Origin of the sequence: Novosphingobium acidiphilum DSM 19966 (assembly GCF_000429005.1) — a bacterium.
GTDB classification, from domain to species: domain Bacteria; phylum Pseudomonadota; class Alphaproteobacteria; order Sphingomonadales; family Sphingomonadaceae; genus Novosphingobium; species Novosphingobium acidiphilum.
Genome location: NZ_AUBA01000013.1, coordinates 21321 through 42334, shown reverse-complemented (window position 1 = coordinate 42334; position 21014 = coordinate 21321). Strand labels below are relative to the sequence as shown.

At 64.1% G+C, this 21014-nt stretch carries 15 protein-coding genes; 10 read left to right on the top strand and 5 right to left on the bottom strand.

Annotation, left to right across the window (positions count from 1 at the left end):
* Window positions 1-20: 20 nt before the first annotated feature.
* The 5 genes from G404_RS0111985 (at window position 21) to G404_RS0111965 (ending at window position 7788) form a co-directional block, all read left to right on the top strand.
* Window positions 21-1262 (top strand): lipoprotein-releasing ABC transporter permease subunit, encoded by a 1242-nt coding sequence (locus G404_RS0111985; protein ID WP_028641298.1) that lies wholly within the window; start codon window positions 21-23, stop codon window positions 1260-1262.
* Complete coding sequence (locus G404_RS0111980) at window positions 1255-1929, top strand: ABC transporter ATP-binding protein (protein WP_028641297.1); 675 nt, start codon at window positions 1255-1257, stop codon at window positions 1927-1929. The genes G404_RS0111985 and G404_RS0111980 overlap by 8 nt, the downstream gene beginning before the upstream one ends.
* Window positions 1930-2006: 77 nt before the next feature.
* Window positions 2007-2495 carry a glutathione peroxidase gene (locus G404_RS0111975; protein ID WP_028641296.1) on the top strand — a complete coding sequence of 163 codons (489 nt, stop codon included), beginning with the start codon at window positions 2007-2009 and terminating at the stop codon, window positions 2493-2495.
* A 79-nt stretch (window positions 2496-2574) separates the two neighbouring features.
* Window positions 2575-6162 carry a DNA polymerase III subunit alpha gene (gene dnaE, locus G404_RS0111970; RefSeq protein WP_028641295.1) on the top strand — a complete coding sequence of 1196 codons (3588 nt, stop codon included), beginning with the start codon at window positions 2575-2577 and terminating at the stop codon, window positions 6160-6162.
* Between the two features lie 18 nt (window positions 6163-6180).
* A complete protein-coding gene (locus tag G404_RS0111965) occupies window positions 6181-7788 on the top strand; it encodes a long-chain fatty acid--CoA ligase (RefSeq protein WP_028641294.1) in 1608 nt (535 codons plus the stop codon).
* 40 nt (window positions 7789-7828) lie between these two features.
* On the opposite strand, the gene G404_RS0111960 is transcribed toward G404_RS0111965, so the two are convergent.
* Window positions 7829-8899, bottom strand: coding sequence for a PA0069 family radical SAM protein (locus G404_RS0111960; protein WP_028641293.1), 1071 nt, complete (start codon window positions 8897-8899; stop codon window positions 7829-7831).
* Between the two features lie 407 nt (window positions 8900-9306).
* On the opposite strand from G404_RS0111960, the gene G404_RS19845 reads away from it, so the two are divergent.
* On the top strand, window positions 9307-11808 hold the full coding sequence (locus tag G404_RS19845; protein ID WP_028641292.1) for an autotransporter outer membrane beta-barrel domain-containing protein: 2502 nt from the start codon (window positions 9307-9309) through the stop codon (window positions 11806-11808).
* Window positions 11809-11948: 140 nt separating this feature from the next.
* Here the strand turns inward: G404_RS19845 and G404_RS0111950 are convergent, their stop codons facing one another.
* From G404_RS0111950 to G404_RS18930, 4 genes are all read right to left on the bottom strand, one after another.
* A complete protein-coding gene (locus tag G404_RS0111950) occupies window positions 11949-12290 on the bottom strand; it encodes a ribonuclease E inhibitor RraB (protein WP_028641291.1) in 342 nt (113 codons plus the stop codon).
* A gap of 161 nt (window positions 12291-12451) precedes the next feature.
* On the bottom strand, window positions 12452-12979 hold the full coding sequence (gene moaB, locus G404_RS0111945) for a molybdenum cofactor biosynthesis protein B (protein ID WP_028641290.1): 528 nt from the start codon (window positions 12977-12979) through the stop codon (window positions 12452-12454).
* Complete coding sequence (locus G404_RS0111940; RefSeq protein ID WP_028641289.1) at window positions 12969-14750, bottom strand: lytic transglycosylase domain-containing protein; 1782 nt, start codon at window positions 14748-14750, stop codon at window positions 12969-12971. The genes moaB and G404_RS0111940 overlap by 11 nt, the downstream gene beginning before the upstream one ends.
* Before the next feature lie 71 nt (window positions 14751-14821).
* On the bottom strand, window positions 14822-15586 hold the full coding sequence (locus tag G404_RS18930; RefSeq protein ID WP_051280621.1) for a uracil-DNA glycosylase family protein: 765 nt from the start codon (window positions 15584-15586) through the stop codon (window positions 14822-14824).
* A gap of 114 nt (window positions 15587-15700) precedes the next feature.
* On the opposite strand from G404_RS18930, the gene G404_RS0111930 reads away from it, so the two are divergent.
* From G404_RS0111930 to ilvD, 4 genes are all read left to right on the top strand, one after another.
* Window positions 15701-17347, top strand: coding sequence for an electron transfer flavoprotein-ubiquinone oxidoreductase (locus G404_RS0111930; RefSeq protein WP_028641288.1), 1647 nt, complete (start codon window positions 15701-15703; stop codon window positions 17345-17347).
* 125 nt (window positions 17348-17472) lie between these two features.
* Entirely contained in the window at window positions 17473-18351 is an 879-nt protein-coding gene (locus G404_RS0111925; protein ID WP_084601288.1) for a 4-(cytidine 5'-diphospho)-2-C-methyl-D-erythritol kinase, read from the top strand.
* Complete coding sequence (locus tag G404_RS0111920) at window positions 18348-19076, top strand: N-formylglutamate amidohydrolase (protein WP_028641286.1); 729 nt, start codon at window positions 18348-18350, stop codon at window positions 19074-19076. Before G404_RS0111925 ends, G404_RS0111920 begins: the two co-directional genes overlap by 4 nt.
* 77 nt (window positions 19077-19153) lie before the next feature.
* Window positions 19154-21010 carry a dihydroxy-acid dehydratase gene (ilvD, locus tag G404_RS0111915; protein WP_028641285.1) on the top strand — a complete coding sequence of 619 codons (1857 nt, stop codon included), beginning with the start codon at window positions 19154-19156 and terminating at the stop codon, window positions 21008-21010.
* Window positions 21011-21014: the final 4 nt, after the last annotated feature.

The window sequence follows — 21014 nt, the reverse complement described above, 5'->3', positions numbered from 1 at the left end:
ACGCGAAAGTGACGCTGCATTTGTTTTTGACCCCTTTCGAATGGACGATTGCCCGGCGCTATATCCTGCCCGGGCGCAGCGAAGCGTTCATCGCCCTGGTTGCCGGCATCAGTCTGGTGGCGGTCATGTTGGGCGTCGCCGCCCTGGTCATCGTGATGAGCGTGATGAACGGGTTTCGCGCCGAACTGATGGACAAGATTGTCGGCCTGAACGGCCATGCGGTTATCCAGGCCTATGGCGGGCGGCTCGATGACTGGCAGGGTATCGTCAAGACGCTTGAGGCGTCACCCGGCATCACCCGTGCCACGCCGCTGATCGAACAGCCGCTGTTGGCCACGTTCAACGGGCGGGTCGAGGCGATCATCGCACGCGGCAACACCCAGGCCGATATCGCGCGTCTGGCCGACAAGAAGCTGGCCGGGTCGTTCAAGGATGTCCAGCCTGGCGCCGGGCAGGTGGCGATCGGATCGCGGCTGGCCGAAAACCTGGGCGCGCAAGTGGGCGATACCATTACCATTATCAATCCGGCCGGGCGGTCGACCCCGTTCGGCACGGTCCCGCGCGAAATCGGGTACCGCGTGGCGGCGATCTTTGAAATCGGCGTCTATGACTATGACAATGCGTTTGTGGTGATGCCGATCCAGGATGCGCAGACGCTGCTGTTGGCCGGCGATTCGATCGGCATGATCGAAGTGACCACGCGCGATCCCGATACCGTGGGCCAGACGATGGCCCCGATCAAGGCTGCGCTGACCGGCCGCGCGCAGGTCACCGACTGGAAAACCCTGAATGCCAGCCTGTTCCAGGCGCTGGCGGTGGAACGCGTGGCGATGTTTGTGGTGCTGTCGATCATCGTGCTGGTGGCGGTGTTCAATATCCTGTCATCGCTGATCATGCTGGTGCGCGCCAAGACGCGCGACATTGCAATCCTGCGCACAATGGGGGCGACCCGGCGCAACATGATCAAGATCTTTGTCACGATCGGATCGGTCATCGGCGCGGTCGGCACCGGCGCGGGGCTGGGCATCGGGCTGGTGTTCCTGCATTTCCGGCAGCCGTTCGTGCACGCGGTGGAATGGGCGACAGGTCAGAACCTGTGGGATCCGTCGATCCGTTATCTGACCGATCTGCCAAGCCGGGTCGATCCGGTGGAAATCGTCACGATCTGCGGCATGTCGCTGCTGCTCAGTTTCCTGGCCACGCTCTATCCCGCGATCAAGGCGGCGAGTACCGATCCGGTGCAGGTGTTGCGTTATGAATGATCCTGTTGTGCGCCTGACCGATCTGCGTCGCACGTTTCATCAGGCGGGCGTGGCGATCGAGGTCCTGCGCGGCATTCACCTGGATATCTATCCGGGTGAAATCGTCGCTTTGCTGGGGCCGTCGGGTTCGGGCAAGTCGACGATGCTGCAGGCGATCGGTCTGTTGGAAGGCGGCTTCAAAGGGCGGATCGAAATCGCCGGGATCGATGCCTCGGCGCTGTCGGGCGATGCGCGCACCGCGTTGCGCCGCAGCCACCTGGGTTTCGTCTACCAGTTCCACCACCTGCTGCCCGATTTCAACGCCACCGAAAACGTCATGCTGGCGGGTCTGGTGGCGGGCCGACCCAAAGCCGAGGCAACGCAGCGCGCCCGCGAGCTGCTCGATTCACTCGGTCTTGGCCATCGGCTTGATCATCGTCCCAGCCAGCTTTCGGGCGGGGAACAGCAGCGTGTCGCGGTGGCCCGTGCGCTGGCGAACAGTCCCGCGCTGGTGCTGGCAGACGAACCCACCGGCAATCTGGACGAAGCGACGGCCGAACGCGTGTTCGAGGAATTTGTCCAGTTGGTGCGCCAGCAGGGCAGCGCGGCACTGATCGCCACGCACAACGAACGGCTGGCGTTCCGTATGGACCGCGTGTTGCGCCTGCACGAGGGCGTGCTGGAATAGGCTTGCCAGCAGGGGCGTTTAATTGCACATTTAAACGCCCCCCTCTCCATATCGGAGAGGAGTACGGGAGATTTTCCATGACCACACCGCAGACCATCGCCGATTTCACCGCCCGGCTGCCCAATGGCGAGGATGTCTCGCTGGCTGACAAGCTGGGCAAAGTGCTGCTGGTGGTCAACACCGCGTCGAAATGCGGGTTTACACCGCAATACGACGGGCTTGAATCGCTGTGGCGCGAATATGGCAGCCGTGGTTTTGAAGTGCTGGCGTTTCCCTGCAACCAGTTCGGCGGGCAGGAACCCGGCAGCGCGGACGAGATCGAAAGCTTTTGCAAGGTCAATTTTGGACTGAGCTTTCCGCTGTTTGCCAAGATCGACGTCAATGGCGACGACGCCACGCCGCTGTACCAGTGGTTGAAAAGCGAAGCTCCGGGGGTTGTCGGCACCAAAGCCATCAAATGGAACTTTACCAAGTTCCTGATCGGCCGCGATGGCAAAGTGGTTCGCCGCTATGGCTCGATGGACAAGCCGGCCAGCATCGCCAGGGATATCGAAGCGTTGCTGTGACACCGCAACCCGTCTGCAATGGTTGATAACTGGACCGCGCCCGTTCGCCAAATCCGGCTGCGACGTTAGAGTGCCGCGCATGCCCCATGCCCCGTTTGTGCCGCTGCGCGTGTTTTCATCCTATACCATGCTCGACGGCGCGGTTGACCCCAAGGCGATTGCCAAGACCGCGGCCGAGCGCGGGTTTCCGGCCGTGGCGATCACCGACCGCAACGGGCTGTATGGATCAATCGCCTTTGCCAGGGCGTGCAAGGATCTGGGCGTGCAGCCGGTGATCGGCACGATGCTGGCGGTGGCGCGGCCCGAACGGGGCGGTGCCGCGCAACCGGGGCAACAGGCCCCGACAATCGATTGGCTGGGGCTCTATGCGCAGGACACAGTGGGCTATGACAATCTGTGTCACCTGGTCAGTCGCGCGCATCTCGACCGGCCGCTGGAATTTGCCGCGCATGTGAAAATCGACGATCTGGTCGGGCACAGCGACGGGCTGATCTGTCTGTCGGGTGGCGGGGAAGGGGCCCTGACCCGCCTGCTGGCCGATGCGCAGCACGACGCGGGCGAAAGCTATGCCGGGACACTGGCCGGGCTGTTCCCCGACCGGTTCTATATCGAATTGTGCCGCCGTGGCGATGCGGCCGAGGAACGCGCCGAACCCGCGTTGATCGACCTGGCCTATGCGCGCGACTGGCCGCTGGTGGCAACCAATCCGGCCAGCTTTGCCGAGCGTACGTTTTATCCCGCGCACGATGCGATGTTGTGCATCGCCAGTTCCACCCATGTCGACAGCACCGACCGTCCGCGTTCGTCAAAGGAATGGTGGATCAAGCCGGCGGCGATCATGGAAGAGCTGTTCAAGGACCTGCCCGAGGCGCTGGCCAACACGCTGGTCGTGGCGCAGCGCTGTGCGGTGATGCCGCCGCGGCGCAAACCGATCCTGCCCAGCCTTGCAGGCGATCAGGAGGGCGAGGCTCGGATGTGCGGCACCGACAGCCGCACGGGCCTGGTGCGGCGGATGCAACCCTATTATCCGGCCGAAACGCACGACGAACTGGCGCGCGTTCTGACGCTTGGGCCGGATGCGCAGCCCGCGGCCGATGACTATCCGGCGTTGGCAGCGGCGGGCGTGTGGAACGAAGTGTGCGAATACCGCGCGCGGCTGGAATTCGAAGTCGGCATCATCAACCGCATGGGGTTTGGCGGCTACTTCCTGATCGTGGCCGATTTCATCAAGTGGGCCAAGGACCAGGGCATTCCGGTGGGTCCGGGGCGTGGCTCGGGCGCCGGGTCGCTGGTGGCGTGGGCGCTGACCATCACCGATCTCGATCCGATCCGGCTGGGCCTGCTGTTCGAACGGTTTTTGAACCCCGAACGCGTGTCGATGCCCGACTTTGACATCGACTTCTGCGAAACCCGGCGCGGCGAAGTGATCCGCTATGTCCAGGCCAAATATGGCGATGACCATGTGGCGCAGATCATCACCTTCGGCAAATTGAAGGCGCGCGCGGTGTTGCGCGATACCGGGCGCATCCTGCAGATGAGCTATGGCCAGGTCGACCGGCTGTGCAAGATGGTGCCCAACCATCCGACCGACCCGTGGCCGCTGCCGCGCGCGTTGAACGGCGTGGCCGAACTGAAACGCGAATACGACCGCGATCCCGAAGTGCGCCGGTTGATCGACCTGGCGATGCAGCTCGAAGGCCTGCCGCGCAACAGTTCGACCCACGCCGCCGGCGTGGTGATCGGCGACCGGCCGCTGGCACAGCTGGTGCCGCTGTACCGCGATCCGCGATCCGACATGCCGGTGACTCAGTTCGACATGAAGCATGTCGAGGATGCCGGGCTGGTCAAATTCGACTTTCTGGGTCTCAAGACGCTGTCGGTGCTGCGCAAGGCGATCGACCTGCTGGCGCGGCGCGGGATCAGCATCGATCTGTCGACGCTGGCGTGGGATGACGACGATGTCTATCGCCTGCTGCAATCGGGCGACACGGTTGGCGTGTTCCAGCTTGAATCCGAAGGCATGCGGCGCACGCTGGCGGCGGTCAAGCCGACCGGGTTTGGCGACATCATCGCGCTCGTTTCGCTGTATCGCCCGGGCCCGATGGACAATATTCCGCTGTTCGGGCGCCGCAAGAACGGGCTGGAAGCGATCGAATATCCGCATGCCAAACTGGCGGGTATCCTGTCGGAAACCTATGGCATCTTCGTCTATCAGGAACAGGTGATGCAGGCCGCGCAGATCCTGGCAGGCTATTCGCTGGGCGATGCCGACTTGCTGCGCCGCGCGATGGGCAAGAAAGACCAGCGCGAAATGGACCAGCAGCGCGCGCGGTTCATTGCCGGGTGCGCCGAAAATTCGGCGATCGACGCGGCCAAGGCCAACGAACTGTTCGACTTGATCGACAAATTTGCCGGCTATGGCTTCAACAAAAGCCACGCGGCGGCCTATGCGCTGCTTGCCTATCAGACCGCGTGGCTCAAAACGCATTATCCGCACGAATTCTATGCCGCATCGATGTGCTTCGACATGCATCAGTCGGAAAAGCTGAACGTTTATGTCGACGATATGCGGCGCAACGGGGTGGCGCTGGCCGGGCCCGACATCAACCGGTCCGAAGCCGAATTTTCGGTGGAGCGCACCGAGGAATCCTATGCCGTACGCTATGCATTGGCGGGGCTGCGCAATGTCGGCGAAAAGGCGATGGATGCAATCGTCGCCGAGCGAGAGGCAAACGGCGCGTTTGCGTCGCTGGACGACCTGTTTCGCCGCGTGCCCGCAGGGGCGATGAACCGGCGCCAGCTCGAGGCGCTGGCCGCCGGCGGTGCGCTTGACGGGCTGGACCCCAATCGGGCCAAGCTGATCGCCAATGCCGAACTGCTGATGGCGGTGGCCGATGAGGCGGCGCGCGCGCGCACATCGGGGCAGGGCGGGTTGTTCGGCGGCGATGAACATGACACCCAGGCGATCCGCCTGACCGAGACCAAGCCCTGGACCCGCGCCGAACAGATGGCCGCGGAACGCGAAAACTTCGGCTTCTATTTCGCTGCGCATCCGGTCGAGGAATACCGCGCCATTGCCAGCGCCAACGGGGCGCGCAGCTATTCCGGGCTGATGGCCGCAGGTGGCACGTCGGTGGGGCGTACCGGCGCGGTGATGGCGGCGATGGTCGAGGGCGTGCAGAAGCGCAAGACCAAACGCGGCAAGGACTTTGTCATGGCCGACTTTTCCGACACCAGCGGGCTGTTTTCCGCATCGTGTTTTGAAGAAGCGCTGGTCGATCAATTCGTGCAGTGGGCGCGCGAGGGCACGTGCGTGCTGCTGACAGTGGAACTGGATCGGCCTTCGGCGGACGAAGCGCCGCGGGTGACAGTGCGCGGCGCGCGCCCGCTGGCCTCGGTCACCAGCGCGGCGCGGATGGTGCTCGAATGCGAAGTGTTGCAGGCAGGCGCGGTGGCCGACCTTGCCATGCTGTTGCCGCGTGCGCCCGAGGCCAAGGGCGAAGTGCGGGTGCATCTGCGCACCGGGCGCGGGCGCGAGCCCTGGGCGCTTTTGGGGCAGAATTTCCGGCTCGACAGCGAAGTGATCGAGCGGTTGATTCCGATCGAGGGTCTTGCCAATGTGGTTCTGACGGCGCGGCCCGACCGACATCTGCGGCTCGTCGAATAACGATAACAGGGAAATGGGATGATGCTGCTGGGCGGGATGCAGGACTGGGCGTTGCGCGTGACCGCGCTGATCGACCACGCCGGGCGCGAACACGCCACGCGCGAAATCGTGTCGCGCTGGGCCGATGGCAGCGAAAGCCGCACCAACTGGGCCGGGGTACGGCATGATGCGCTGCGCATGACGCAGGCGCTGCGTGCGATCGGGGTGAAACCGGGCGATCGCATCGCCACGCTGGCGATGAACCACCACCGCCATCTGGTCAGCTGGTACGGCGCGGTGGGCGTGGGCGGCATTCTCCACACGATCAACCCGCGTCTGTTTGACGATCAGCTGGACTACATTGTCAACCACGCCGAAGACCGGGTGCTGCTGTTTGACCGGCAATGGGCGCCGATCGTCGCGCGGATGAAGGACCGCTGGCCGACGATTGAACATTACATCTGTTTCGACAGCGCCGAACCGGCGATCCATTTCGAAGACTGGATCGGCGCGCACGACGGCGTGACGCAGTGGGCCGACGGCGACGAACGCGATCCGTGCATGCTGTGCTATACCAGTGGCACCACCGGCAACCCCAAAGGTGTGCTGTATGAACACCGTTCGACCGTGCTGCACGCGCTGTGCGGGCTAACCGTGCCGGTGTTTTCGCTCGACGCGCGCACGGTGATGATGCCGATTGTGCCGATGTTCCACGCCGCCAGCTGGGGCACGCCCTGGGCAGGCGCCGCCGCAGGGGCCAAATTCGTCTATTCGGCGGTCAACGACCCGGCGGTGCTGTGCGATCTGTTCGAGCGCGAAAAGGTGACCGCGGCGGCCGGTGTGCCGACGGTATGGCTGGGCATGTTGCAACATCTGGAGGCGGCCGGTTCACCCATTCCCGCCAGCCTGACGCAAGTGGTCTGCGGCGGATCGGCGATGCCGCGATCGATGGTCGAACGCTTCATGAAACAGGGCATTCGCGTTGCGCATGCCTGGGGCATGACCGAAACATCGCCAATCGGCACGACCGGCGCAGAAACCTGGAATTGGGACGAATTGTCGTTCGACGAACAGGTGACGGTCAAGGCGATGCAGGGCCGCCCGCCGTTTGGCGTTGAACTGCGCTGTGTCGATCTGGGCGATCCGACCGTGGTGCTGCCGCGCGATGGCACGACGTCGGGCGCGTTGCAGGTGCGGGGGCCATGGGTGGTCAAGCGCTATTTCAAGGCGCACAGCGATGCGGTTGATGCCGAAGGCTGGTTCGACACCGGCGATGTTGCGGTGATCCATCCCGATGGCACGCTGCAACTGACCGACCGGACCAAGGACGTGATCAAGTCGGGCGGCGAATGGATCAGTTCGGTCGAACTGGAAAACGCCGCGGTCGGGCATTTCGGCGTGGCAGAGGCCGCGGCAATCGGCATCCATCACCCCAAGTGGGACGAACGCCCATTGCTGGTGGTTGTGCGCAAGCCCGACTGCGAAGTGGCCGAGGCGGACTTGCGCGAATATCTCGGGCTTCACGTGGCGAAGTGGTGGGTGCCCGACGAAGTCGTTTTCGTTGACGAATTGCCCCACACCGGCACCGGCAAGATCAGCAAAAAGGACCTGCGCGACAGGTTTCGCGATTACCGCTGGCGCGCATGATCTGATCCTGCATTCCACCCGTGGAGCTAGGGTCCGAACCCTAGAACAGCGTCAATTGCCCGTCAGGCGCGGGCCGGCGGAACCGGCTGCAATCCAGATTGGGGCGCAGCTGTGGAATGCCGGCGCGTTTGCGGGCGATGCGAAACCGGGTTCGGATCAGATCGGCCCAGACGCCCTGCGGCTTCATGCGCGTAAAGAATGCCGGATCGTTGTCGCGGCCGCCGCGCAACGACCGGATTGTTGCCATGACCTTGTCGGCGCGGTCGGGGAAATGGGCCTGAAGCCATTCGCGAAACAGTGGCGCCACTTCGTGCGGCAGGCGGACCGCGATCCAGCTGGCTGATTGCGCACCCGCCGCCCCGGCACGCGCCAGGATTGCCTCGATCCATTCGTCGGTGATCGCCGGGATGATCGGTGACACGTTGACGCCGACATGCACCCCCGCTTCGGCCAGGCGCGCGATTGCGGCCAGACGGTTTTCCGGCGTCGAGGCGCGCGGTTCCAGTGTGGCCGACAGACGCGCATCCAGAGTGGTGACCGAAATCGCCACGGCCACCAGATTGTCGCGCGCCATGTCGGCCAGCAGGTCGATATCATCGAGCACGCGCGCCGATTTGGTGGTGATCGTTACCGGATGGCGCAGCTCGGCACAGACCTCGAGAATCTGCCGGGTCAGGCGGTAGGTGCGCTCGATCGGTTGGTACGGGTCGGTGTTGGTGCCCATGGCAATCGGCGCTGGGGCATAGGTTTTTGCCGCCAGTTCGCGTCGCAGCAATTTGGCGGCATCGGGCTTGGCAAACAGCCGGGTTTCGAAATCGATCCCCGGCGACAGATCGTGAAAGGCGTGGGTGGGCCGCGCGTAGCAATAGATGCAGCCGTGTTCGCACCCGGCATAGGCGTTGATCGATCGGTCGAACGGAATGTCGGGCGATGCGTTGCGCGACAGGATCGTGCGCGCGGCGATAGTCTGGACCTGGGTGCGCAGACGCGGTGCGGGCCCGTCGATCGCCACCACCGAATCCAGCCAGTCGCCATCGGCCGATCGTGCGGGCAGGCCGAAACGCCCGCTGTCGCGGTTGGTGACTGCGCCTCTGCCCCTGACTGGTTTCATCACTAGAACATAGCGGGAGCATAGGCGGCGTGCCATTGGTAAAATCGGCGCCGGGAAACGTTCTGGCGCGCATGTCCTTTCCAGGCGACATCTCGAACCGACCCCTCTCAAACCCGTTAAGGGCCGAACCGAAGTAGTCAAAATAACAAAATTCTCGCCGCTACGAAAATCACTATTACTGAATATTTGAATTGGTAAACCCGAAATTCTGGAAATAACCACAATTTAACCATTAGAATGGTTTTGGGTGGACGATCGATTTTTTGCGGCAGTCGCAATTTGTTAAATAAGGTAAATTACGTATACGGGTAATGTGTGCAAACTTGTTGCACCTATTCAACCGGGATATTACCACGCGCCCAGTAATACATTTTATCATTCCAAAATTCTGTTTGCTGGGGTTGTCCATGTCACCGTCGTTCAAGTCGCGCCTTGTCGCGTGTACCGCTTTTGCCGGCATGCTGGCTGTTTCGGCCACTGCCCATGCCCAATCCGCGCTGGTGGTTGCCGATGTGGTGGATCTTGGCGGCGTCAGCCAGACGCAGGATGGCGGATTGAACCTGACCGGGGGCACGCTGCAGAACGGCACACTGATCAGCAGCGGTGTGTTCAATCTGGGCGGCGGTTCGGTTTCGGCGGTGCTGGCGGGGTCGGGCTCGGTGGTGCAGACCGCCGGCGTGACCACGCTGTCGGGGCCCAATACCTATGCTGGTGGAACGCAGGTCAACGCTGGTACACTCCAGATTGCACCCGGCGGCACGCTGGGCGCCACTACGGGTGTTACCGCGATTGCGACCGGCGCGGTGCTCGATCTTGGCCAGACCAGCCAGACGCAAAATGGCGGCCTGACGATGATTGGTGGCACGCTGCAGAACGGCACACTGATCAGCAGCGGTGTGTTCAGCCTGAACGGCAGCACGGTTTCGGCGGTGCTGGCAGGAGCGGGCGCGGTGCAGCAGAACGCGGGCGTCACGACGCTGTCGGGTGCCAACACCTACACAGGCGCAACCCAGATCGTTGGTGGTACGCTGGCGCTGACCGGCGCGGGATCGATCGCCCATTCGGTGGTGACCGACAATGGCATTTTCGACATTTCCAATACCAGCGGCGGCGGGGCAAGCGTGGCCGGCCTCAATGGTTCGGGCAGTGTTGCGCTGGGCGGCAAGACGTTGTCGGTGTCGGGCAGCGGCAGCTTCAGCGGCGTGATTGCAGGCGCGGGTGGCCTGACGATCACGGGCGGCACGCAAGTCCTGACCGGCACCAACACCTATGCCGGGCTGACCACGATTGCGCCTGCGGGGACCTTGCAGATCGGCAATGGCAGCACATCGGGTTCGGTGGCGGGCAACTTTGCCGACAGCGGGACGCTGGTGTTCAACCGCAGCGATACGGTAACGATCAGCGGCACTATCGCGGGCAGCGGCGGGTTGACCCAGCTTGGCGGCGGCACCGTGGTGTTGCTGGGCAACGACACGCTGACCGGTCGTGTAACGATCACCGCGGGCAATCTGATCGTTGGCGATGCGGCGACGCCGGGTGCGGTGCTCAATGCATCGTCGGGCGGGGTATCGGTTGGCGCATCGGGCACCTTGTCGGGCCATGGGACGATCCTTGGCGCGGTGGTCAATGCGGCGGGCGGCACCGTTCGCCCGGGCGGTTCGATCGGCACGCTTGTCGTCGGATCGTATTACCAGAGCGCCAGTTCGACGCTGGCCATCGAGATCTCGCCCACGCAGGCGTCGCTGCTGCAGGTAACCGGCACCGCCGCGCTGGCGGGACATGTCGTGGTGACGCTGGATCAGGGTTCCTACACCACGCATGTGTTCCCGATCCTGACCGCAGCGTCGGTCACGGGCAGCTTTGGCGACCTGACCTTCAGCGGAACCGCGCCGGCAGGCATGGTTTATGGACTGTCCTACACGCCTGCGGCCACCGAGGTGGATCTGGTGCTGGCATCGACGCTGACCGCTTCGGTCTATGGCGATGCCATGTCGTCGATGCTCGATGTTGCGGACGGCTATGCGCAGGCCGTGCTGAGCCATCGTGCCGACTGCGCCGGCATGTCGGATGCAGGCAGCGCTGCGGTGTGCACCTCTGATGGCGTCTGGATGAAAGCACTGGGCAGCGCCGGTCATACGTCGAGCAATGCGGCAACCGGCGGTTTCAGCGATACACGCGGCGGCCTGGTTGCGGGCCTGGACCGGATCATTGCCGATGGTGTTACCGCCGGCATATCGTTGGGCTGGGTGCACAATTCGACCAGCTCATCGGGTTATACGGCCAGCGCCAAACTCGATCAGTACGATTTTGGCGTCTACACCAACGTGCGGCTGGGTTCGTTGTCGCTGGATGCCGACGGTTTCTCAAGCTCGACGACAAACCATGTCAGCCGCGATTCACAAGGTGCCGGCACCGCGACGGCGCGCTTCAACGGGCGCGGGTTTGGCACGGCATTGCGCCTGTCCGCGCCGCTGGCAAACACCACGGTCACTGCGTTTGGTGAACTGCGCTGGACTCACCAGACCCGTAACGCGGCGCTCGAAAGCGGGCTGGGTGCGGTCGATTTCGCGATTGCCCAGCAATCGCGAAGCGACGGTCATGCGGTTTTGGGCGCGCGGTACCAAAAGGACTACGTCTCGGCCACTGTGCGGTTTACGCCGCATCTGGAAATCGGCCTGGATGAACGATTTGGCCAGCTCGATCGCGCGGTGGTGGGCAATCTGGCCACCGTGTCGGGCACCGATTTCACCGCGGCTGCGATCGATCCATCGCGCACCGCGCTGGTCAGCAAGCTGGGATTTGTGTCACGCACCAGCCACGGAATCGAATTCTTCGGCGATCTTGGCGGCACGATCAGCGCGCGCCGCGATACGGCCAACGGCACGATCGGCGCACGTCTGCGCTTCTGAACCGCGCGGCTTGCCATGCTGCGACATGCTCGACGCGGCATGGCGGTCGCGCCGCGCATCTGCACACACGAAAAACGGCGCGACCCTCGGGGGCCGCGCCGTTTTGATACGTCACCCCTGACAGGGTATCGACGGTGGCGTCACTCGTCGTCGTAGATGCCCCAGCCATCGGATTCGCCGTTGTGCTTTTGCGCCAGCGCATCAAGGCGTTCTTCATGCGCGCTGATCGCTTCGGCGGTGGGCACCAGGTCGATGGTCACGGCCACTTCCCATGGATCGCCGTCTTCTTCGGGCTCGAGAATGTCGACGCTGGCTTCTTCGCTGACAGCGGCTTCGGCAAACACGTCGGCGTCTTCGGCATTTTCGAAGACATGCGCGAATTCGACCGAGCGGACCTGGGTCAGGTCAAGGCCATCTTCGGCAAATTCCTTGAGGAACTTGGCATTTTCTTCGAGCAGGGATTTTTCTTCGGGTTCGGACATGGGTGCCTCGGGCGTTTGAGGGGGAAGGGGGATCGCCAAAGCGAAAATAGCGCGCGGTCTTGGCAATTTCAGGACGGCACTTGCGTGCACGGGCGCCAAGCGCTGACGTGCCTGTCGCACGGTGACAAGCGGCCTGCAAGGAAAAGGGTCCTGTGCGGACGTTATTTTTCCAGCAGGCGCGGCATCAGTTCGACGAAATTGCAGGGGCGGTTGCGGCTGTCGAGCTGTTCGTCGAGAATGCGGTCCCAGCCATCCCTGACCGCGCCGTTCGATCCGGGCAGCGCAAAGATATAGGTGCCCCGCGCCACCACCGCGCATGCCCGCGACTGGATCGTCGACGTGCCGATGGTTTGATAGCTGATCCAGCGGAACAGTTCGCCAAAACCCGGAATGTCGCGCGTTTTGACCCGGTCAAGCGCTTCGGGCGTGACATCGCGGCCGGTCAGCCCGGTGCCGCCGGTGATGACTACCGCATCGATCCCGCGATCGTCGATCCAGTTGTTGAGGCGCGATGCAATACGCCCGGCATCGTCCTTTTCGATGGCGCGCGTGACCAGGTGATGGCCCTTGGCCTTGATCCGTTCAGCCAGGATATCGCCCGAGCTGTCCTCGTCGGGGCCGCGCGTGTCCGATACAGTCAGAAGCGCGATCTGGATCGGTTTGAATTCGCGGGTCGGATCAATCGCCACGCGCAGCCAGCCTTATGCTCGACGCGCCGCCAAGCCCCGGAAACCGCGGCCACATCACCTGGACCAGACCCATCCGGCTTTCCGAAGGGCCACCGGCCTGGCGTTCATACATCCAGTAATTGCGCATCACCGCGGCGACATAGCCGCGTGTTTCCCAATAGGGAATCGATTCCATCCACAGCAGCGGATCGCCATGATCGCGGATCTGGGTGTTCCACCGGTCGATCGGCATCGGCCCGGCGTTGTAGGCGGCGATGACTTTGGGCAGCAGGCCCTGCGTCGCGGGCTTGTCGCGCAGCACGGTCAGATATGTCTGCCCGAAGGCCAGATTGACATCGGGCAGTTCAAGCTGCCGGTCGCGGCCTTCCATCGCCGGATCGACCCGGGTCAACAGCCGTGCGGTGCCCGGCAGCACCTGCATCAAGCCGCGCGCGCCCGCCGGGCTGGTGACTTCGGTGCGGAAATTTGATTCCTGCAGCGCATGCGCAAACAACAGCGCCGGGTCCACCTTCCAGCCATTGGCCGGCACCCATTTGGGTGCGGGGAACCGTGCCGCATCATCGGCGTGCGCGCCGGCCGGCGCATTGTTGGCCATCCACAGCTGCGTCGCGGGCAGACCCAGATCGCGGGCCAGCCGCGACAAAGGGGCATATAGCGCTGGATCACCGATCCGCGCCTGATGGCGCAGCACCTGGTCGGCCAGGCCGTCGGCGCCGATCTCTGCCAGTTGCACCGCCAGTCGGACGTTGGCGATATTGCGCAGTTTCTGCCAGTCATCGTTGCTGAAATCGGGTGCTGCGGTTGCCGCTGTTTCGCGCAAACCCAGCGCTTCGGCGGCCAGCATGCCATACAGCGTGTCATGCTGTGCCGCAGCGGCGCGCAGTGACGCGGTCACGCGTTCGGGCTGGCGCGCGCGCAGCCAGGCGCGCGATGCCCAGTAATTTGCCGCCGATCCCAATTCGGGGTTTTGGGTCATTCCGGCGGCGCGCGCAAAGGTTTCGGCGGCCGCAGGATAATCGTTCAGCCGCCATGCGGCGAGGCCGGCGGTCCACATCGCCTCGGCCACCCAGGGGCCGCTACCGCCGTCAAAGGCGGACTGGGCGATGGTGCGCGCAGTGGCATCATCATTGTTGATATAAAATGCCCAGGCGATCTTCTGTCGCCATTCGGCGCGGGCGTCGCTCGACAACGTGGCATCGACACCATCGAGCAGCAGCCGCGCGCCGGCCGGATCGTTGGCCTTGATCCGCAGATCGATCCCGTTGGCGATGGCATCGGGCATCGTGCCATCGGCAGTGCGGTGCGGTTTGGCGCGCCGTGCCATGGCGGGCTGCGCAAACAGCTGCTGCGCATCGGGCAGGGCAGAGGGAAGCACGGTGGCCCCGCGCTTGATCGCCAGCCGCGCCAATGCGTCGGACCACGGCAGATCGGGCGCCTTGGCAATCAGGTCGGTCAGGTCGGCCAGTTCGGCATGCGGTGATCCGGCGGCCAGGTAAAATTGCGCGCGCGCCACCGGGTGCAACAGGCCGTCGGGCCGCTTGTCGAGCAACTGGCGCGTGGTCGTCCAGTCCTGTTTTGACAGCGCGGAAAAAACCTGTCGGTAATAGTCGCGATCATCCTGGGTCAGCAGCGTGGGCACCGCGGTGCGATCGGCGCGGCTGCGGAAATAGTCGGCAGCGGCCGAACTCGCGCGCGCCGGCAATGCCTGGCCCAGCGCCAGCAGCGCACCCAGCGCCAGCACCGGCGCACGCAAAACCCTGGTGCGGGTCATGCCGATGCCCCGGTCACGTCTGGCGCCATGCTTGCGATCACTGGCACTGCAATTCCTGTTTCCCTGATCGGTCACGCGGGCATCCAGTCCAGCCACCGGCTCCATAGCCCGGCCTTGAGCGCCGGCCGTGCCACGATCGCTTCAAGATCATAGGCAGGTAGCGCGGGGATCATGGGATCATCATGGTTGATCGGTTGTAAATGCGTGGAATTATTCGTCAAAGCGTTGCCCAGAAGCGTTGAAATGCCGTTCTGGCCAAACAGCATCAGGCGTTGCGGACGGACCAGCGCGATATGGTGCGCCAACAGTTCACCCAGACCCGCTTCGGCCAGTGCAGACCAGTCGGGCGCGCTGATTCGCGCAGGCAGTGCCGCCGCGCAATAGACCTGCGCGCGCGACAGGCCTGCCGCGCCAAGGAACCCGTCGAGCAGCCGCCCGCCCTTGGCCGACAGCAGGGTTTCGTTGTCTTCGGCCTCGGGCATCGGCACCACGATCATCAACGCGGGGGCATGCGGGCCCGCAGGCGGCACGCGCAACGCGCCATCGGGGGCAAGATCGGGGTGTTCCATCCACCAGGCGCAAAACGCCGGCAGATCGCGCGGCCATGCGGCATGCCCCCCGCCGATCAGGACTTTCGCCTCGGGCTCGGGCGCGGGTGCTGCGTTCGTCTTTGCGACAGGCTTGGTCTTGGCCAGCCAGTCCTGCGGCGTGTCCAGCCAATCGCCATCCACCCCGGCCTCGCGCCACCAGCCCAGCGCGGCGTCTAAGGCCTGCGCCAGCGGCACACCGGGCAGGCCGTCTGCACCGGCGGGAAATTGTGAATTGGATGGAACCATGCAACTGCTATTGACCTTGGTCGAGACAGCTTTCAAGGCTGACGCGCAAATCAATCACGCGGTTAAGCTTGTCGCCGGGGCAGGTGGGCGCGTTGCACGAAGACGGAGCGCATAATGAGCGAACGCGAATCAATGCCCTATGACGTTGTCATCGTCGGTGGTGGACCGGCGGGGCTGGGGGCAGCGATCCGGCTGAAACAGGTCAATCCTGAACTCAGCGTCTGCGTGCTTGAAAAAGGGTCGGAAATCGGCGCGCATATCCTGTCAGGCGCGGTGGTCGATCCGCGCGCGCTCGATGAATTGCTGCCCGAATGGCGCACCATGGGCTGTTCGCTGGCCGACACCCCGGTTACCGACAACTGGCACTGGGTGCTGACCAAAACCGGCAAATATGCGATCCCGCACTGGCCGATGCCGCCGTTCATGTCGAACCATGGCACGTATACCGGCAGCCTTGGCAATCTGTGCCGCTGGCTGGCCGAACAGGCGGGCGAACTGGGTGTCGAAGTGTTCCCCGGCTTTGCCGCAGCCGAAGTGCTGTATGATGACAAAGGCGCGGTGATGGGCGTGGCCACCGGCGACATGGGCATTGCCAAGGATGGCTCGAAAAAGTCCGATTATCAGCCGGGTATGGAGCTGCACGCGAAATACACGCTGTTTGCCGAAGGCGCGCGCGGCAGCCTGACCAAGCAGTTGAAGGCGCATTTCGACCTTGAACGCGATTGCCAGCCGCAGGTTTATGGCATCGGTATCAAGGAACTGTGGGACATCGATCCGGCCAAACATGTGCCGGGCCGGGTGCTGCACACCCAGGGCTGGCCGCTGTCGGAATCGCAGTCGTGGGGCGGCGGGTTCCTGTATCACCAGGCCAACAACCAGGTTGCGCTGGGGTTTGTGACCGCGCTCGATTATGCCAACCCCTACGTCTATCCGTACGAAGAGTTCCAGCGCTGGAAACAGCACCCGGAAATACGCGCCATTCTCGAAGGCGGGCGCCGCGTATCGTATGGCGCGCGCGCAATCAACGAGGGCGGCTGGCAGTCGGTGCCGCAGCTGGCGTTTCCGGGCGGCGCGCTGATCGGGTGTTCGGCGGGCTTCGTCAATGTGCCGCGGATCAAGGGCAGCCACACCGCGATGAAATCGGGGATGCTCGCCGCCGAAGCGATCGCGGCCGCGATCGCCGGGGGGCGTGAACACGATGCGCTGATGGAATACGACAGCGCAGTGCGCGAAAGCTGGATCGCCAAAGAGCTCAAGATGGTCCAGAACGCGCAGCCGCTGGTCGCCAAATTCGGCGGGTCGCTGGGCACCGTGCTGGCGGGCGCCGACATGTGGGCGCGGGTGCTGCGGATCAACCCGTTCAAGCCGATGGTGCATCACACCGATGCCGAGGCAACGATGCGTGCCGATCTCTATCGCCCGATCGACTATCCCAAGCCCGACGGCGTCATCAGCTTCGACCGGCTGACCAATGTCGCCTATTCCTATACCAATCACGAGGAAGACCAGCCGTGCCATTTGGTGCTGGCCGATCCCGCGGTGCCGGTGGAGGTGAACCTGAAGCTTTATGCCGGGCCCGAAGCGCGCTTCTGCCCGGCCGGGGTCTATGAATTCGTGACCGCCGAAAACGGTGACCCGCGCCTGCAGATCAACGCGCAGAACTGCGTGCACTGCAAGACCTGCGATATCAAGGACAAGACCCAGAACATCACCTGGGTCACGCCCGAGGGCGGCGGCGGGCCGAATTATCCCAATATGTGACCATTCAGATCCTCACCGAAACGGGGAGGGGGACCATGCGCTGCATGGTAGAGGGGCGGTGCCCCGGGTACTATCGTCAAGGCGGATAGCCCGGGGCGACTGAGACAGGCGACATGGACCCAAGGATGCGCCCAGCGGCAAACCCCCTCCACCCTTCCGGTGATCCCCCTCTGCGGGGCGGGCAGGATCTTGAAACCGCCTATGCCAAGATCAACCTTGCGCTGCATGTGCGCGGGCGGCGCGCCGATGGCTATCACGATCTCGAAACGCTGTTTGCCTTTGTCGACGCCGGCGACACGCTGACCGCGCGCGAGGCCGACACGTTTTCGCTCACCGTAACCGGCCCGTTCGCAGGCGATCTGGCCAACGAGCCCGACAATCTGGTGCTGCGTGCCGCGCGCCTGATGGCCCGGCACAACGGTATCACCACCGGCCTGGCGTTTACGCTCGACAAGCATCTGCCGATTGCATCGGGCATCGGTGGCGGATCGGCCGATGCGGCGGCAGCGCTGCGGCTTGCCGATCGCATCTGGGGGCCCGACCGGGTCACGGTGCGGATGTTCGACTATTGCGCGGATCTGGGCGCGGATGTGCCGGCGTGTTGCGTATCGCGCACCCGGTTTGGCAGCGGGGTGGGTGATCGGCTGGTCGATTGCGATATCCCGGGCCTGGTCGGCGCGCCGGTCCTGCTGGTCAATCCCCTGGTTGCCTGCCCGACAGGCCCGGTGTTCCGGCAGTGGGACGGCATCGACCGGGGGCCGCTCGATCCGGCGCAGTGGGGCGATGCGCGCAACGATCTTGAGCCACCGGCGATCGCGCTGGTGCCCGCGATTGGTGAGGTGCTGGCGGCGTTGCGCCAGACCGGCGCGCGCCTGACCCGCATGTCGGGATCGGGCGCGACCTGCTTTGCGCTTTACGATCACGCCCCGGCGCGCGACCGCGCGGCCCGGGCGATTGCTGCGGACCATCCGCAGTGGTGGACCATGAGCGGAGCCCTGCGATGAACGAAGCGTTCCGGATCATCGGCGATATCGCGCCCGGCGGCATTCTGATCGAGGCCGACCATGCCTCTGCCCGGGTGCCCGCCGATATCGATCTGGGGATCGATCCGGCGTTGCTCCACGCGCATATCGCGATCGACATCGGCGTGGCTGGCATTGCCGAATTGCTGGTACAGCGCCCCGGGTTTGCCGCGTTTCTCGGCAATGTCAGCCGCCTGGTGTGCGATTTCAACCGCGAGGAACAGGAACCGGGCGTGGCGCCTGTCGCCAGCGATGGCCACGCCATTGCCGGCAATGCGCTCGACCATGCGGGGCGTCAGGCGCGGCTTGACCGGTTTCATCGCCCTTACCACGCCGCGCTGACCGATCTGATCGACCGGATGCAGCCTGCGTTGATCCTGTCGCTGCACAGTTTTACCCCGCGTCTGGCGAGCCGTCCGGACGAGCAACGTCCGTGGCATATCGGCATTTTGTACAACCAGGATCGCCGCGGCGCAGCACTGGCGCTCGACTGGTTGCGGCATGAACCCGGGCTGGTCGTGGGTGATCAGCAGCCCTATTCGGGCGCGCTGCTGAACGCGACGATGGACCGCCATGCCGAGGCACGCGGCATTGCCTATGTCGGGGTCGAAGTGCGCCAGGATCTGATCGGCGATGCCGCGGGCCAGGCGCAATGGGCCGACCGGCTGGAGCGCATGGTGCGTGCGGTGGCGGATCGGCTGGGGTGATCGTCGCAAATTATACTTTCGATTTTGCAGCGCGGCTCGGCTAGGAGGCGCGATCAAAGCGTTTCGGAGTTGCCCCAATGCCCCCCTATCGTTCACGCACCACCACCCACGGCCGCAATATGGCAGGCGCGCGCGGCCTGTGGCGGGCGACGGGAATGAAGGACAGCGATTTTGGCAAGCCGATCATCGCAGTGGTCAATTCCTTTACCCAGTTCGTGCCCGGCCATGTGCATCTGAAGGATCTGGGGCAGCTGGTCGCGCGCGAGATCGAGGCGGCGGGCGGCGTGGCCAAGGAATTCAACACGATCGCGGTCGATGACGGCATCGCCATGGGCCATGATGGCATGCTGTATTCGCTGCCCAGCCGCGATCTGATCGCCGACAGCGTGGAATATATGGTCAATGCCCATTGCGCCGACGCGATGGTGTGCATTTCCAACTGTGACAAGATCACGCCAGGCATGCTGATGGCGGCGTTGCGTATCAACATTCCGGTGGTGTTCGTATCGGGCGGCCCGATGGAGGCCGGAAAAGTCGTGCTGCGCGGCAAGGAAACCGCGCTCGATCTGGTCGATGCGATGGTGGCCGCCGCCGACGACAGCTATACCGACGAGGAAGTGCAATCGATCGAACGTTCGGCCTGCCCGACGTGCGGTTCATGCAGCGGCATGTTTACCGCCAATTCGATGAATTGCCTGACCGAGGCGCTGGGGCTCAGCCTGCCGGGCAATGGTTCGGTGCTGGCCACCCATGCCGATCGCGAACGCCTGTTCCGCCAGGCCGGCCACGTGATCGTCGATCTGGCGCGGCGCTGGTACGAACAGGACGATGCCGATGCCCTGCCGCGCACGATCGCAGGCTTTGCCGCATTTGAAAACGCGATGAGCCTGGATATCGCGATGGGCGGATCGACCAACACGGTGCTGCATCTGCTGGCGGCTGCGCACGAAGCCGGGGTCGATTTCACCATGACCGATATCGACCGCCTGTCGCGCCGCGTGCCCTGTCTGGCCAAGGTCGCTCCGGCCAAGTCCGACGTGCATATGGAAGATGTCCACCGTGCAGGCGGCATCATGGCGATCCTGGGCGAACTTGAACGCGGCGGGCTGATCCGCACCGATCTGCCCACCGTACACAGCCGCACCATGGCCGATGCACTGGCGCAATGGGATATCGGGCGCACCACGTCGCCGGCGGTGCAGGAATTTTTCCGGGCCGCACCCGGTGGTGTTCCCACACAGGTCGCTTTCAGCCAGAACCGGCGTTGGGCCGAACTCGATCTCGATCGCGAACACGGCGTGATCCGCAGCGTTGAGCACGCCTTTTCCAAGGATGGCGGGCTGGCCGTGCTCAGCGGCAATATCGCCGCCGATGGCTGCATCGTCAAAACCGCCGGCGTCGATGAAAGCATCCTGACCTTCGCCGGCCCGGCGGTCGTGTTCGAAAGCCAGGATGCCGCGGTGACCGGCATTCTGACCGGGCAGGTCGCCGCAGGTGACGTCGTGGTGATCCGCTATGAAGGGCCGCGCGGCGGGCCGGGCATGCAGGAAATGCTGTACCCCACCAGCTATATCAAGTCGAAAGGCCTTGGCAAAGTCTGTGCGCTGATCACCGACGGGCGCTTTTCGGGAGGCACCTCGGGTCTGTCGATCGGCCATGTCTCGCCCGAAGCCGCCGAAGGCGGTACGATCGGCCTGGTTGAAAACGGCGACAGGATCACGATCGATATTCACAGTCGCGCGATCCACCTCGATGTCGCCGACCATGTGCTGGCCGCGCGCCGCGCGGCGATGGAGGCCAAAGGCGCCCAGGCCTGGGCCCCGACCAAGCCACGCCCGCGCAAAGTGTCGGTGGCGCTGCAAGCCTATGCCGCGATGACCACCAGCGCCGCGCGCGGCGCCGTACGCGATGTAACGCAGCTGAAACCACGCTGATGCC

What these genes read in the sequence shown, in the direction of transcription:
- G404_RS0111980 (WP_028641297.1), top strand. Translation starts at nt 1,255, where the DNA reads ATGAATGATCCTGTTGTGCGCCTGACCGATCTGCGTCGCACGTTTCAT.
- G404_RS0111960 (WP_028641293.1), bottom strand. Translation starts at nt 8,899, where the DNA reads ATGAAACCAGTCAGGGGCAGAGGCGCAGTCACCAACCGCGACAGCGGG.
- G404_RS0111930 (WP_028641288.1), top strand. Translation starts at nt 15,701, where the DNA reads ATGAGCGAACGCGAATCAATGCCCTATGACGTTGTCATCGTCGGTGGT.
- ilvD (WP_028641285.1), top strand. Translation starts at nt 19,154, where the DNA reads ATGCCCCCCTATCGTTCACGCACCACCACCCACGGCCGCAATATGGCA.
- dnaE (WP_028641295.1), top strand. Translation starts at nt 2,575, where the DNA reads ATGCCCCATGCCCCGTTTGTGCCGCTGCGCGTGTTTTCATCCTATACC.
- G404_RS0111965 (WP_028641294.1), top strand. Translation starts at nt 6,181, where the DNA reads ATGATGCTGCTGGGCGGGATGCAGGACTGGGCGTTGCGCGTGACCGCG.
- G404_RS19845 (WP_028641292.1), top strand. Translation starts at nt 9,307, where the DNA reads ATGTCACCGTCGTTCAAGTCGCGCCTTGTCGCGTGTACCGCTTTTGCC.
- G404_RS0111925 (WP_084601288.1), top strand. Translation starts at nt 17,473, where the DNA reads ATGCGCCCAGCGGCAAACCCCCTCCACCCTTCCGGTGATCCCCCTCTG.
- G404_RS0111950 (WP_028641291.1), bottom strand. Translation starts at nt 12,290, where the DNA reads ATGTCCGAACCCGAAGAAAAATCCCTGCTCGAAGAAAATGCCAAGTTC.
- G404_RS18930 (WP_051280621.1), bottom strand. Translation starts at nt 15,586, where the DNA reads ATGGTTCCATCCAATTCACAATTTCCCGCCGGTGCAGACGGCCTGCCC.
- G404_RS0111920 (WP_028641286.1), top strand. Translation starts at nt 18,348, where the DNA reads ATGAACGAAGCGTTCCGGATCATCGGCGATATCGCGCCCGGCGGCATT.
- G404_RS0111940 (WP_028641289.1), bottom strand. Translation starts at nt 14,750, where the DNA reads ATGACCCGCACCAGGGTTTTGCGTGCGCCGGTGCTGGCGCTGGGTGCG.
- G404_RS0111975 (WP_028641296.1), top strand. Translation starts at nt 2,007, where the DNA reads ATGACCACACCGCAGACCATCGCCGATTTCACCGCCCGGCTGCCCAAT.